Origin of the sequence: Amycolatopsis albidoflavus, from assembly GCF_039525725.1 — a bacterium.
GTDB lineage: Bacteria > Actinomycetota > Actinomycetes > Mycobacteriales > Pseudonocardiaceae > Amycolatopsis > Amycolatopsis albidoflava.
The window spans coordinates 270,595-286,511 of record NZ_BAAAHV010000017.1 but is presented as its reverse complement, the minus strand read 5'-3'; the positions used below and the strand labels follow the sequence as shown (position 1 = coordinate 286,511).

Annotated in this window: 3 protein-coding genes; all 3 read left to right on the top strand. The window is 68.4% G+C overall.

Annotation, left to right across the window (positions count from 1 at the left end):
- The first annotated feature begins 62 nt into the window (after positions 1–62).
- From ABD156_RS28840 to ABD156_RS28830, 3 genes are read left to right on the top strand one after another with little or no spacing between them, the layout of a single operon-like run.
- The gene (locus ABD156_RS28840) at positions 63–6,347 is read left to right on the top strand and encodes an amino acid adenylation domain-containing protein (RefSeq protein WP_344280525.1); all 6,285 of its coding nucleotides are present in this window, start codon (positions 63–65) and stop codon (positions 6,345–6,347) included.
- A gap of 1 nt (position 6,348) precedes the next feature.
- Entirely contained in the window at positions 6,349–15,087 is an 8,739-nt protein-coding gene (locus ABD156_RS28835; protein ID WP_344280522.1) for an amino acid adenylation domain-containing protein, read from the top strand.
- Positions 15,084–15,872, top strand: a complete 789-nt coding sequence (locus ABD156_RS28830; protein ID WP_344280519.1) for an FkbM family methyltransferase — start codon at positions 15,084–15,086, stop codon at positions 15,870–15,872. The genes ABD156_RS28835 and ABD156_RS28830 overlap by 4 nt, the downstream gene beginning before the upstream one ends.
- Positions 15,873–15,917: the final 45 nt, after the last annotated feature.

Below are 15,917 nucleotides of genomic sequence, written 5' to 3'. Positions count from 1 at the left end.
CTTTCCACAGGCTGTGTCCGGCGCTTCGAGCACGACGTGTATGCCCAAGGAGGGTTGCGGAATTGCTTGCGTCAACTGATGTCTGGCCGCTTTCGTCGGCTCAGCTCGCGGTGTGGCTCGGCCAGCAGATGGACCTGGCCAGCCCTGCGTACAGCGTGGCGTCGCATGTCGAGATATGCGGCCCGCTCGACGTCGACCTCCTGCGCGATGTCGTCGAGCAGGTGACCGTGGAGGCCGACACACTGCACATGCGGATCGTTTCTCGCGGAAATGAGCCACTATGGCGACTCGAACCGTCCCGGCGGATACCGCCGAGAATCGTCCACCTCGCTGATTCGGCGCATCTTGCCGACTGGCTGTCGGCCGATCTCGACATTCCGTTCGACCTCGACGGCGAGCTTTTCAGCCATGCGATTCTGATCCGCGAAGACGGCCGGACACACTGGTATCTCAAGTTCCACCACATCATCGGTGACGGCAGGACAATGGGCCTGCTGATCGACCGCGCCGCGCGCATCCACAGCGCGCTCGCCACCGGCACACCTGTTCGGCCCGCCGACTGGGGTTCGGTCCGTGCCATCACCGAACTCGACCGGTCGCCGGAGGCCCGGTCGCTTCGGGAACGAGACCGACAGTATTGGCTCGACACGCTGTCCTGCTGGGAGCCGGCGGCTGCGCGCGATGCCACCGACGCCGGTCCGCCCGCCAGAACGCTCCGTTCGGTGCTGCCGGTCCCGACATCCGTCGCGACGGGCGTGGTGTCGCTCGCCAAACGTGCCAGGGTGCGGTGGCCGGCGGTGGTGATCGCGGCGGTCGCCATCTGCGTGCGGGAACGGACGTCACGGCCGGAGATGGTGCTGCGGTTGCCCGTCGGTGGCCGGACGGATCGAACAGTGCTCCGGACGCCCGGCCCTGCAGCGACCGCGGTGCCCGTGCGATTGTCGCTGCCCGCTGCACTGCCGATCGGTGAATTCCTGCGACAGGTCGACATCGGTGTCAGCGCGGGCATCGCCCACCAGGGCTGTCCGATCGAGGAGGTGTTGCGCGCACTGCCCGGCGGTCCGGCGCCCGGCGAGTTGTTCAGCGCCGCCGTGAACGTGTTCCCGCTCGACGACCGCTTCCGGTTCGGTGATCACGACGCCGTCGGACATCCGCTGTCGAGCGGTCCGACCGACGAACCCGCCGTCATGGTGTACGGCAGTGAGCGGGCGCGCCGGATGACCCTGTGTGTCGACCTGAACGCCACGCGGAACACCGAACGGGACCTGCGTCGCTGGGAACGGCAGGTGCTCGACGTGCTGGCCGCGCTGGTCACCGCCGACCCGCTGGACCCGGTGGCGGACGTGCGGCTGACCGCACCGGACGCGCAACCGAGCACCGACCACGCTGGCCAGACGGTCGATGCCGACCGCCACACCATCCTGGATCTGGTCGTCGCACAGGCCATCGCGACCCCGGACGCGATCGCGGTCGAGGCGGCCGGAGAGCGGTGCAGCTACCGCGAGATGGTCGGCAGAGCCGACCGGCTGGCCGCGGCGCTCGTCCGGCGAGGTGTGCGGCCGGAAACCCCGGTCGCCATCGGCATGTCCCGGTCGATACACCTGCCGGTCGCGCTGCTGGCGACGCTGCGAGCCGGTGCCTGCTACGTGCCGCTCGAACCGACGCACCCTGAACGTCGGCTCCGGTCGATCATGACGGAGACCGGCTGTTCGCTGGTTCTGGTCACCGCGGACGGCGAGTTCCGCGATCTGGGCGAGGATGTCGAACGGCTTGCGGTGGACGAGTTTTCACCCGTAGGCGACCGATCCTTGCTGCCCGCCGTCGATCCGGACGGCCTGGCGTATCTGATCTACACCTCGGGTTCCAGCGGTACCCCGAAGGGCGTCGCCGTCCCGCATCGCGGGCTGCTCAACCGTACTATGTGGACTGTTAACCATCAGGCGATGAGCCCTGCCGACCGGGTGTTGCAGAAGACGCCGCTGAGTTTCGACGCGGCGGGCTGGGAATTCTTCGCCCCGCTCATCAGCGGTGGCACCCTGGTACTCGCCGCCGACGGCGCCGAACGCGATCCCGCGCTGTTGCTCCGTGAGGTAGCCCGGCACCGGATCACCGTGTTGCAGGTGGTGCCGTCCGTGTTGCGGGCGCTGGTCGACCAACCCGGTTGGACCGGATGCGAGACACTGCGATTGGTGTCCTGCGGCGGTGAGCCGCTGCGTGCGAGCCTGGCCCGCCGACTCGCCGACCGGGTGAAGGCGGAACTGTGGAACACCTACGGCCCGACCGAGTGCTCCATCGACGTGACGGCCGGTCTCGCCGATCCCGCACAGGTTTCCGGCCCGGTGCCCATCGGCGGGCCGATCGACAACAGCGTGGTCCGGGTGCTGGACTGCGACGGTGTGCCGGTGCCCGTCGGCGTCGCCGGTGAGCTGTACGCGGGCGGCGCCGGTGTCGCGCGTGGCTATCTGGGCCGGCCCGATCTGACTGCGGAGCGATTCGTACCCGATCCGTTCGGCCACGGTGGCAGGCTCTACCGGACTGGGGATCTCGCGCGGTGGCGCGAGGACGGGACGCTGGACTACCTCGGCAGGATGGACGATCAGGTCAAGGTCAATGGAGTGCGGATCGAACCGGCAGAGGTCGAGGCCGCGCTCGCCGAACACCCCGACGTCACGGGCACGGCCGTCATCGCGGCCACCGATGGGCGCGGCAGCCACCTCGTCGCCTACCACAGCGGTGCCATGGATCCGCGACCCGCCGAGTTGCGTGCCTTTCTCGCCAAGCGCATTCCCGAAGCCTTGATTCCCACGCGGTTCGTGCCGCTGCGCGAACTGCCTCGCACGGTCAGCGGCAAGATCGACCGGCACGCCCTCACGGCGATGGCGAGCGACGACACCCGCGGGCGGCCACAGATCGTGGCACCGAGAACCGAATCGGAAATGATGGTCGCCCGGGCCTGGGGCACGGTGCTCGCCGCCGACGGATTCGGTGTGCACGACGACTTCTTCGAGCGAGGCGGTTCGTCACTGAGTCTGACCGCGCTGGCCCGCGAATTGAGCGTACTGGCGGGCGTGCCGGTTCCGTTCCGCACGTTGTTCACCCGGTCCACCGTGGCGGCGCAGGCGGCACTGCTGACCGAACTCGGCGGCGACGCGCGGACCGACAGCCGGAACACCGGAGCCGAGGAATCCGGTCCTACGCCACTGTCATCCGGCCAGCGGCGACTGTGGTTCCTCGATCAGGTCAGCCCGGAGAGCGCCGAATGGGTTGTCCCGGTCTTCGTCCGCATACCCGGAAGCGTCGATCCGTCGCGGGTACGTGCCACGCTGAGGGCACTGGCCCGGCGGCATGCCATGCTGCGTGTCCGCTACGAGGAGCACGACGGTGATCCCCGCCAGCTGATCGAGCCGGAGCCGAACGTCGAACTGGAGGTGATCCACTGTTCGGCAGCCGAGCTACCCGATCATTGCGCGCGGCAGCTCGAACGGGGCTTCGACGTCGCGAATGGCCCGGTCTGGCGGTCGATGCTGGCCGTCACCGACGTCGGCACGCCACTGCTGCTGGTCACCGTGCACCACAGCGCCTTCGACGGACGTTCCGCCGTGGTGCTGGAGCGGGACTTCCGCGAGCTGTACCGGGTTGGCGGCGATATCGAAGCCTCGAACCTGCCTGCGCTCCCTATGTCCTATACGGACTACGTGCGTCGGCAGAGCGTCGAATTGACCGAGGAGTTCGTCGAGCAGGAGCTGGCGTTCTGGCGCGAGGAACTGTCCGCCGTCGCCGGGCAGGACCTGCCTGCCGACCATACCCGACCGCCGGTGCGCGATCCGCGCGCCGCTGTCGAGACCTTCACCGTGCCGCCGGAGGTCGCCGACGCGGTGATCATGATTGGTCATCGTTGCGGTGCCACACCGTTCACCACGTTCCTGACCGCACTCGCCACGCTACTGGCGAGGATCTCCGACCGCTGGGATGTCGTGGTCGGCACCGCGGTCGACGGCAGGGATCTGCCTGAGGTCGACGACGTGGTCGGATTCTTCGTCAATTCGGTGGCGCTGCGCTGCCGGCTGGCCCCTGAATGGGGTTTCGCCGCTGCCGTCGCCTCGGTCGGCCGTGGCTGCCGATCCGCGTTGGCACATGGGCGAACGCCGTTCGAGCGGCTGGTCGACGACCTGGGCGTGGACCGCGATCCGGCGCGCACACCACTGTTCCAGGTCGCGTTCAACCTGTACGAGGACGGCACCACCAACGAAGCGCTGTCCCATCAGGACGTTGAACTCCTGGTGCGAGGCAGGCGGGCCACCAAGACTGACCTGAGTCTTTTCCTGCGACGCACGGCCGATGGTGGCGTGCAGGGCGCGTGGGAATACGCGACGTCGTTGTTCGACCCGGACACCGTCGCATCGCTGGGACCGCGGCTGGTCCACCTGTTGACCGCTGTCGCGGCCGATCCGGACCTCAGACTGGACGCGATACCGTTGGTGGATCAGGACGAACGGGATCAGCTGCTGACCCGGGCCGAGGGACCGGCGGTCGAGCCGTCGCCGGACACCGTGCTGGACATGATCAGGGCACAGGTCGCGCGGACGCCGGATGCGCCCGCGTTGTTCTCTTCCGGCGGCACGATGAGCTTCCGCGAGCTCGATCAGTTGGTCGACGGGATTGCTGCGCGGCTACGCGTGGCCGGGATCGGCGTCGGTGACGTCGTCGCGGTACTGCTGCCCAGGACTCCCGATCTGATCGGCACGCTGCTGGCCGCGTGGCGGGTCGGCGCGGCATATCTGCCTTTGGACATGGCGACACCGCCAGAACGAGTCGACCGGCTTGTACGTGCCTCCGGGGCGAGGGCGGTTGTGACCGCCTCCGAGGGCGAGGTGGTCGTCACCGGCACGGAGGACGGTGCGGGATATGACAGGCCGTCACACGCCCAAATCGACCCGGACAGCCTGGCCTACCTCATCTTCACGTCCGGTTCCACCGGCGAGCCCAAGGGGGTCCGGATCACCCACCGGAGCCTGGCCTGCCACATCCGGTGGGCCGCTGGCGCGTTCGGCGCGAACGGACCCGGGGGAGCGCCTTTGTTCTCGTCGGTGGCCTTCGATCTGGTGGTGCCCACCATGTTCGTGCCGTTGGTAACCGGCAGGCCGGTGCGGTTGGTGCCGCAGGATGTGCCACTGGATGAACTGGGCGCCGAGTTGGCGCGCGGCGGTCCGTACTCGTTCGTCAAGCTCACCCCGGCACATCTGGATCTGTTGCGCCAGCAGCTGAACCCGTCCCAGCTTGACAATCTCGCGCACATCTATGTTGTTGCCGGTGACCGGTTTTTCGGCGCCGACGCGAACTGGTGGCTCGACCTGCTCGGCGCAGGCCGGCTGCGCAACGAGTACGGCCCGACCGAAGCGACCGTCGGTACGTCCATCCATCAGGTCGACGTCGCACAGACCGCCGACGTGGTGCCGATCGGCCGGCCGCTGCCCGGTGTCACCGCGCACGTGCTGGACGGCGACCTGCGCCTGGTGGCACCCAGAGCCATCGGCGAGCTGTACGTCGGCGGTGCCGGACTGGCCCAGGGCTATTCGGATCCCGCGCAGACCGCGGCACGATTCGTGCCCAACCCATACGGCCCGCCGGGCAGCCGGCTCTATCGCACCGGTGACCTGGCCAGCGTCACGACCGACGGAACGTTGCGATTTCACGGCAGGACCGACGACCAGCTGAAGATCAACGGATATCGCGTTGAGCCCGCCGAGGCCCGTTCCGCGCTGCTCACGCACGCCGATGTGCGGGACGCGGCCGTGCTCGCGCAACGACTGGAATCGGGTGGACTGCGCATGATCGGCTACGTCGTGCCGTACGGCGAGCCGCCCGGCATTGCCGATCTCGAGGCGCACTGCCGAATGCGGTTACCGGACTACCTGGTACCCGGCAGGCTGGTCGTGGTTCCTCGCTTGCCGCTCAACGCGAACGGCAAGCTCGACCGGGCCAGACTCGCCGCGCTGGAGCCGATAATCCCGACGTACGACGATGGTGCCGCCGACGAGCCGGACCCGGTGCGGGAACGGATCACGGAGATCTGGCGAGGCCTGCTCAACGTTCCGGCTGATGTGCCGATCGACGCACGCGAGTCGTTCTTCGCGCTTGGCGGGCATTCCCTGCTGCTGGTGCGGATGATCGTCCAGGTGAAGGAGGCGTTCGAGATCCCGCTCCCCTTCTCGGTCGCGATCGAGGGCCCTACGCTCGCGGAACTCGCTGACTTCGTCACTGCACAGATCGAGGCCGAGGTGGCGAACATGAGCGAGGCTGAGGCAGCCGAAGCGCTGCGCGGGCAGAACAACGGGCAGGAAGGCTGACATGGCCGAGCAGCGAACCGTGGCTCACGCCGAGTTGTTGCGCCGTCGGCTCAGCGGCCGGACCGTCATGACCACGCGCGGGATCGCGAGGGCCCGGCGCGGCGGACCGCTGCCGCTGTCGTTCGGGCAACGCAGGCTGTGGGTGCTCGATCAGCTCGAACCCGGTCGCATCGAGTATCTGATGCCCGGCGGGCTGCGGTTGCGCGGTCCATTGGCCGCACCGCAGTGGTCGGACGCCTGGCGGAAGCTGGTGCACCGGCACGAGATTCTGCGCACCCGGTACGAAACCCGCGATGGTGAACCGGTACAGGTCATCGACCCGGCCGGCAAGGCCGAAATGTCCACTGTGGATCTTAGTGCCGAACCCGATCCGGAGCGTGCGGCCGTCGTGTTCGCGCATGGTCAGGCCACCCGGCCGTTCGCACTGGACCGGGAGCATCCGATCCGGTGCTGGCTGCTCCGGCTCGGCCTGCGGGATCACGTCTTTTTCGTCGTCCTGCACCACATCGCGTTCGACGGCTGGTCGGTCGACGTGCTGCTGCGCGATCTCGGCGAATACTACCTGGCGTCCGTCACCGGCCGGGACGCGGATCTGGCACCGCTGACGGTGCAGTACGCCGACTACGCGAAGTGGCAACGGGAACAACTGGACGAGCGGCTGGACGGCGAACTCGCGTACTGGCGTGACCGGCTGGCCGGTCTCGGCCCCCTCGCGCTGCCCACCGATCGGCGCAGGCCTGCCGCCCGCGACAACGCCGGTGACAGTGTCGACTTCGTGCTCCCCGCGCCGCTAGCCAACCGGTTGCGTGAACTGGCCAGGCAGCACGACTGCACACCATTCATGGCCGTGCTGGCGGCCTTCACCGCGGTACTCGCCCGGCATTCGGGGCAGCGGGACATCGCCGTCGGGGCACCGGTGGCAGGCCGTGACGAGCCGGAGATCGCCCGGCTGATCGGGTTCTGTGTGAACACGGTCGTGTTGCGCTGCCGGTGGGAAGCCGAACCCGGTTTCACCGACCTGCTCGCGCTGGCCCATGCCGCGACGACGGGAGCCTTGGCACATCAGCGGATCCCGTTCGAGAAGCTCGTCGCCGAACTCGAACCGGATCGCGACCTGTCCCGCAATCCACTGTTCCAGGTCAGCTTCAGCATGCGCGACACCGGCCCGGACGAACGCCGGCTCGCCGACCTGTCCGCGTCCCGATGGGCGGTGCCCACCAACACGGTCAAGTTCGACCTCAGTCTGACGGCGACCGAGCGGCCGACCGGCGAGATCGCCTGCACGTTCGACTACGCTACGGCGCTGTTCGACCGGGACACCGTCAGCAGGCTCGCGACGCACCTGACCAACCTCGTGACTGGTGCGATGGACGACCCCGCAATGCCGATCTCGCGCCTGCCGCTGCTGACCGACGCCGAGCGGTCCACCCTGCTGGCCAACGGAAACGGCGCCGAAGACGCGCCAGCTTTCACCGGCAGCCTGCCCGAGCGGTTCGAGCGGACGGCCGAACGGGTACCGGACGAGACCGCCATCGTGTCCGGCACCGACCGCCTGAGCTATCACCAACTCAACGTACGGGCCAACCGGATCGCGCACCATCTGCGGGAACTCGGCGTTGGTCCGGAGACCGTCGTCGGGGTGTGCCTCGACCGTGGCCCCGACCTGATTCCAGCCCTGCTGGGCGTAGTGAAGGCGGGCGCGGCCTACGTGCCGCTAGATCCCGCGAATCCCGTGGCGCGCCTTCGGTACATCGCCGAGGACATCGCGCTGCCCGTGATCGTCACGAACAGCGCGCACAAGCAGCGTGCGGCCGACATCAGCGGCGGCCGGACGCTGGTGCTGGACGAACAGGAAGCCGAACTGTGCAGTAGACCGGCCACGAATCCGCGGATCACGGCGCACGAGGACAATCTCGCCTACGTCATCTACACATCGGGTTCCACCGGGCGTCCCAAGGGCGTCGGGGTGACGCACCGGAACGTGCTGCGGCTGTTCTCGGCGGCCGCTGACCGGTTCGCCCCACGACGCGACGACGTCTGGACGATGTTTCACTCCTACGCCTTCGACTTCTCAATCTGGGAACTGTGGGGCGGACTGCTGCACGGCGGGACGGTCGTGGTCGCCTCGTTGGACGTCGTCCGTTCGCCCGACGACTTCCTCGATCTTCTTGTGCGGGAACGGGTGACCGTCCTCAACCAGACCCCGTCGGCGTTCCGTGCCCTCGTCGGGCTCGCCGCCGACAACGATCCACGGCTCGACCGCTTGGCGCTGCGTGCCGTGATACTGGGCGGGGAACGGGTCGAACCGGCCGAACTGTCGCCATGGGTGAGCGGGCTGGGATCGTCCGCACCCGTGCTGGTGAACATGTACGGCATCACCGAGACGACGGTGCACGTGACCGCGCACCACATCGCTGCCCGGGATCTCGCGCCCGGTGCGGGCAGCCCGATCGGCGGGCCGCTGGACGATCTGACGGTCCGCCTGCTCGACGAACACGGAAACCTGGTGCCGGTCGGCGTGTGGGGCGAGATCCACGTCGGCGGTGCCGGTGTCACCCGCGGCTACCTCGGGCGGCCGGAACTGACTGCGGCACGCTTCGTACCTGACCCGTGGGGCCCTCCCGGTGCGCGGCTGTATCGCAGCGGCGACCTGGCCCGCTGGCTGGCCGACGGCGGCCTGGAATACGGCGGCCGGATCGACAACCAGGTGAAGATCAGGGGATACCGCATCGAACTCGGCGAGATCGAGGCCGAGATCGCAGCACAGGCAGGGATCGCGGACGCGGTGGCGACGCTCAGGACGGACCCGTCCGGGCGGCAGCGGATCGTCGCCTACGGAGTGGCCGCACCCGGCCATCCGATCGGCCCGGCGCAACTGCTCGATCAGCTGCGCGAGTCACTGCCGTCGTACATGGTGCCTGCCGACTTCGTCGTAGTGGACAGCATTCCCTTGACCACCAACGGAAAACCGGACCTGGCCGCGTTGCCCGAGTTGGACGGGGCACGTTCGACGGGCACGCGAGCAGCGCGAGGCACGGCCGAACGACTGTTGTGCGACGTCATCGCCGACGTGCTGTCGGTATCCGAGGTCGGCCCTGATGAGAACTTCTTCGCGATGGGCGGAGACAGCATCACCGCGTTGCAGGTGGTCAGCCGTGCCAGGGCGGCCGGGCTGAGCCTGTCGCCCGGCGAGGTGTTCCAGCACAAGACCGCCGCCGCATTGGCGACCGTCGCTGTGCCCGCCGGTGCCCGGCCGACCGTCGATGCGGACTCGCCGCTCGGCGAATTGCCACTCACCCCGGTGATGCGGTGGACGCGGGAACGCGGCGGACCGCAGGCCCACCATCACCAGTCCCTGCTGGTGCACACTCCGGCCGGTCTGACCGAGGATCGTCTCGTCACCGCGTTGCAGGCGGTCATCGACCACCACGACGCGTTGCGGATGCGGCTGCACGAGGCAACCGAATCACTGTGCGTCCGGGCGGCCGGTTCGGTCGCGGCGCGGGATCGCTGTCGTCGGGTCGATGTCGGTGCGCTCGATCCGGCGACCCGTGCCGGCGTGTTCGCCGAACACGCCGCCGTGGCGGCCGGGCTGCTGGATCCAGAATGCGGCATTCTCGTGCAGGCCGTGTTGTTCGCCGGTGGACCGGACCAATCGGGTCACCTGCTGCTCACCGTGCACCACCTCGCTGTGGACGGGGTGTCCTGGCGGATTCTGCTCGCGGATCTCGCCGCTGCGGCCACCGCCGTCATGGCGGGGCGGCACCCGTCACTCGATCCGGTCGGCACGTCGTTCCGCACCTGGGCGAAACGACAACTCGACGCCGCGAACGCACCGGCCAGCATCGCCGAACTGCCGCTGTGGACGGGCATGCTGGCGCAGCCGGAGCAGCATTTCGGTGTGCGGCCACTGGATCCGGCCCGCGATGTACGCCGGAGCGCCCGCACGGTCAGCCTGCACCTGCCGACCGGCCCGGCGCGGACGCTGCTTGCCGCGCTACCGGCCGCATTCCATGCGAACGTCGATGAGGTGCTGCTCACCGGGTTCGTGCTCGCATTGCGGCAGTGGCGAACCACGGCCGGTCACGTCGCGCGTGACGTGCTCGTCGACGTCGAACGGCATGGCCGCACCGGTACGGATCTTGACCTCTCGCGAACGGTCGGCTGGTTCACCTCCATCCATCCGGTCCGCCTCGATCTCCCGGCCGCGGACCTCACCGACGCGGGCGAACTGGCCGATGCCGTCAAACGGATCAAGGAGACCTTCCGCGCGATCCCGGACAACGGCATCGGTTTCGGATTGTTGCGCTATCTCAATTCCGACACCGCCGCACGGCTGTCCGGTCTGGCGCGTCCGCAGATCGCCTTCAACTATCTTGGCCGGTTCGCCACGCTCGATCCGAGTGCCACCGCATGGACACCGGCTGCCGAGGGGGAGGGCCTGCGTGGCGGCGGTGACCCGGACATGCCGTTCGCCCATGCCATCGAAATCACCGCCTACACCGAGGACGGCGCGGCCGGACCTCGGCTGGTGCTGAGTCTGTCGTGGCCGGACGAGCTGTTCGCGGAGACGGAGACGCGGGAACTGCTGGACCGGTGGTCGACGGCGCTGGTCGCGCTGGCCGAACCCTTGGGGCAGCCCGGATTCGGCGGGCACAGCCCTGCCGACTTCCCGCTGGTTTCCCTCGCTCAGCACGACATTGACGAACTCGAGCGTGCCCATCCGGCCATCGTGGACGTCTGGCCCGCCGGTCCACTCCAGCAGGGACTGCTGTTCCACGCACTGTACGACCGGCCGGCCCCCGAGGTCTACACCGTGCAGATCGCGTTCGACCTGCCCCACTGGCTCAGCGTGTCCACGTTTCGTGCCGCGATCGCCGCCATGCTTGCCCGCCATCCCAATCTCAGGGTCGGCATGTGGGTCACCGGGCAGGCCGGGGCGGTGCAGTTCGTGCCGGACACCGCTGATCCACAGTGGACGGAAATCGAGTTTGCCGGATCGGACGAACGGAAGCTCGCCGAGTTCATGGCAGCGGACCGGGTCCGCCGATTCGACATGACCGAACCACCGTTGCTGCGGCTGACCGGCATCCGGCTGGGCGCCGACCGCTACCGGGTGGTGCTGACGTGCCATCACCTGTTGCTGGACGGCTGGTCGATGCCGTTGTTCGCCAGGGAATTGCTGGCACTTGCCGGCTCGGCGTCCGAACTGCCCGCTCCCGCCCGCTACCGCGACTATCTCGCCTGGCTGATCGGCCGGGACCGGGACGCGGCCGAACGTGCCTGGGCCGGCTATCTGACCGGGCTGGCCGATCAGGTGCCGCTGGTCCCGTCGGGATGGAACCGGACACCGCTGCCGGTCGAGGACATCCCGTTCGAGTTGGGCGTACAGCTCACCGACAAACTCCGGGCGGCGGCCGCTGCCTCGTCGTTGACGATGAACACCATCGTGCAGGGCGCGTGGGGACTGCTGCTCGCCTGGCTGGGCGGTGGCCGTGATGTCGTCTTCGGCAGCACGGTCGCGGGCAGGCCACCGGACGTCGACGGAATAGAGTCGATGATCGGGTTCTTCCTCAACGTAGTGCCGGTTCGGGTGCGCGTCGAGGGTGCCACGGCGGCGGCCGGCATGCTGGCCCGGATCCAGCACGAGCAGTCCGAGCTGATCGAGCACCATCACCTCGATCTGGCCAGTATCCAGCGCATCGCTGGCCGCGCCGAGCTGTTCGACAGCGTGATCGTGTTCGAGAACTTCCCGGTCACGGCCGAGGCGATCGCCGCCGCGGCCGAGTTCGCCGACTACGAATGTCACCATTCGCTGCATTTTCCGTTGGCGTTGGTGGTGTATCCGGATCCGGGGACAGGTATGCGGCTGCGCTTTCGGCCCGACCTGTTCGACTCCGACCGCGTGAGGAGCATCGTCGACTCGCTGCGCACGGTGTTGTGGCGAATCGCCGACGATCCGCAACAGGCGACCAGCGCGGTGATCGCACTCACCAGCGACCAACGCCGAACTCTGGCCGGATACAGCGTCGGCGCACGGACGCGGCCACCGGCACACCTGTTGCCCGAGTCGATCGAAGAGCAGGCGGCCCGCACTCCTCACCGGATCGCATTGCGGCACGGCGACGAGGAGCTGAGTTTTGCGGAACTGAACGAACGCGCGAACCGGTTGGCGCATCGATTGATCGCCCACGGCGTCGGACCGGAGCAACGGGTGGCGTTGTGCCTGCCGAGATCCACGGGCCTGGTGATCGCGATGCTGGCCGTGTTGAAGGCTGGTGCCGCCTACCTGCCGGTCGATCCGCGCCATCCCGAGCAGTATCGCCAGCAACTGCTCGCCGACGCGCAACCCTCGGTCGTGCTCACCGAACACGACCTCGACGACGACGAGACGGCCGCGTCCACCAACCCGGCCGACGCCGACCGGGTCGCACCGCTGGACCGGGCGCATCCGGCGTACGTGCTCTACACGTCCGGTTCGACCGGCCGGGCGAAGGGCGTCGTCGTCGAACACGCGGCGCTCATCGACTTCTGCCGGTGGTTCGTCACGGAAATGGGCACCGAACGACTTTCCCATGTCGTGGCGGCCACCTCGGCCAGTTTCGATGTGTCGGTGCTGGAACTCTTCCCGCCGCTGCTGGTTGGCGGTGCGATCGAGTTGATCCCCGACCTGCGTTCGGTTTCGGCGGGCCCCGACACGAAGACCCGACCGGCGAGCCTGGTCAGTGGCGTGCCGTCAGCGTTCGCCGCGCTGGGCGCGAACGCCCCGGCGTACCGGGCGGGCACGGTGGTGTGTGCCGGTGAGTCGTTGCACGCGGACGTGATCGATGGGGCGCGCGCCTTCTTCGGCGCGGACGACGTGCTCAACCTCTACGGCCCCACCGAGGCGACGGTGTGCGCCACCCGATGGCGGTCGGTCGAGACGGCGGCCGGCCCGGTGCCGATCGGGCGGCCACGGTGGAACACCACGGTCGCGGTGCTCGACGACGATTTGACGCCCGTGCCGCCGGGCGCGCGTGGCGAGTTGTATATCGCGGGCGCCGGGCTGGCGCGTGGCTACCTCGACGATCCGGCCCAGACCGCGGAGCGGTTCCTGCCCGACCCGTACGGGCTGCCGGGTACGCGGATGTACCGCACCGGCGATCTGGCCCGCTGGAACGCCGACGGGCAACTGGAGTTCGCCGGCCGCCGCGACGACCAGGTGAAGGTCCGTGGTTTCCGGGTGGAACCGGCCGAGGTCGAGGCCGCGCTGCGCGGATGTCCTGGTGTCACCGGTGCGGCCGTCGTGGCACATGGCGCGGATCGCGGCGACATGCGGTTGGTCGGCTACGTCGTCGCGCGACAACGCGCCGGCATCGAGCGGGACATCCTTGCCCACTGCCGGGATGCGCTGCCCGCGCATCTGGTGCCTGCCGCCGTCGTCGTGCTCGACACGCTGCCCACGACGGCGAACGGCAAGCTCGATCGGCATGCGCTGCCTCCACCGGCCGTGTCCGCGTCTCATTCCGGACGACCGCCGACAGCGACCGAAACCTACCTCGCCACGGTGCTTGCCGAGATCCTGGACGTGCCGTCGGTCGGCACCCACGACAGTCTCACCGACCTCGGCGGCCACTCGTTGCACATCCTGCGGCTGGCCGGGCAGCTACGCGCCGACCACGGCGTTGGTGTCGATCTCGCCGATCTCATGGCGCATCGGACCGTCGCCGAACTGGCCACGGTCATCGAAGCGACGAAGGAGAAATCCAGAACCGGTGACGTTGTCCAGCTGTACCAACGGTTCCCTTACCCATCGGCGGATGCCGAAGCGCAGCCGATCTTCGATCTCGCCAATGGCATGGCGTTCTGCCTGTCCGACGAAGAGCTCGACGGCTGGCGAGTGGCCGATATCGGTTGCGGCACTGGGCATCGGGTCGTCGCGCTGGCGCAGCGTTACCCGATGGCACGGTTTGTCGGCATCGACCCGGCGCAGTCCTCTCTCGCCGTGGCACGGCGGCTGGCGCTACGGAACCAGGTGACCAACGTGGACTTCCGGTGCGGCGCGATACCCGATGCCGACCTGCCGGGATCATTCGACCTGATCGTGTGTTCCGGCGTCGTGCATCACTTGCCGGACCCCGAAGCCGGTCTCGCCTGGCTGGGACGGCGACTCGGTCCGGCGGGGCTGCTCTTCCTGTGGCTGTACGACATGGTCGGCGAGTACGACCGACTGCTGGATCGCGAACTGGCCATGTTGCTGGCGGATGGACCCGCCGACCTCGCGGTGGTGCGGGAACTCGGGCTCTCCCTGTCACCGACCCGGTACGGCGCGACAGCGAAGCCGGCGGGGGAGTTGACGCCGGACGCCGCCGACGCGATGGCCGCCGACGCTTACCTGAATCCCGTCGTCGCACCGTATCGGTTCGTCGACATGCGGCGGGTGCTGGAATCCCTGTCACTGGACTGGATCGCCGGATCCGGCGTACACGTCGACGGTGACAGCAGGCTACTGGACTTGAGCCGCGTGGAACGTGACGGACCCTGGTACGTGCGGGCCGAGGACGAGATCGCGAACGGAAGGCTAAGGTCGCAGATCGAAGCGATGCCGAATCACGAGAAGGCCACGGCGATCGAACTGTCGTTGCGTCCCAGCGGACTCAGCGTGCTCGCCGGTCGGCGACCCGGGCTCGCTCGCTGCCTGCCCAGGATCCGGGGCAACATACTGTTCGAGCGCGACGACGAGGGGAGCGGCGCACAATGACGCTCGCGGCCGAATTCCTGGCCCGGATCGACGGGATCAACGCGCACGAGAGCGACTACCTCTACGAAGAGGTCTTCCTGCGCCGCGCTTACTTACCGCCCGGCATGACGCTGCCGCCCGGCGCGATCGTGTTCGACGTGGGTGCCAACATCGGTATTTACACGCTGTTCGTGTTGTCCGAGTGCCCGACCGCGTCGGTCTACGCATTCGAACCGGTGACACCGATCGTGGCGAAGCTCCGGCGCAACACGGCGGGATTCGGGCCCAGGGTGTCGGTGCTCGACTACGGACTGTCTGATGTGGACCGTGAGGTCGATTTCACGTACTATCCCGGCTATTCGACCATGTCCGGCCAGCGAAGTTACGCCGATCCGGCCGCCGACAAGGACCTCGTCCGGGAGCGGATCACGATGGATCTCGATCCCGGTGTGCTGGGGGAGTTGCTCGACTATCGATTCCGCGAGCACACCTGCCGATGCCGGGTTCGCCCGCTGTCGTCGGTGATCGACGAGTGCGCTGTGCCGAGGGTGGACATGCTCAAGATCGACGTGCAGCGAGCAGAGGCCGATGTGCTGCGCGGCATCGCCGACCGGCACTGGCCGCTGATCGGCCAGATCGTGATGGAGGTGCACGACGAGTCCGGCACCCGCACCGGCGGCGTGCTGTCCGGCATCGTCGAACTGTTGCGAGGGCATGGGTTTCGCGTCCAGGCGTTACAGGAGTCCGCGCTCGCGGGCACCGACAGGTACCTGGTGTGCTCGGTCGCCGGTCACTGGCCGAGATAGGCGAGGACCGCCAGCACCCGCGAGGAGGGCATCTGGGGTGTGCGT

Excerpts from the sequence above, each read along its gene's own strand:
- ABD156_RS28835 (WP_344280522.1), top strand. The coding sequence starts at position 6,349 with ATGGCCGAGCAGCGAACCGTGGCTCACGCCGAGTTGTTGCGCCGTCGG.
- ABD156_RS28830 (WP_344280519.1), top strand. The coding sequence starts at position 15,084 with ATGACGCTCGCGGCCGAATTCCTGGCCCGGATCGACGGGATCAACGCG.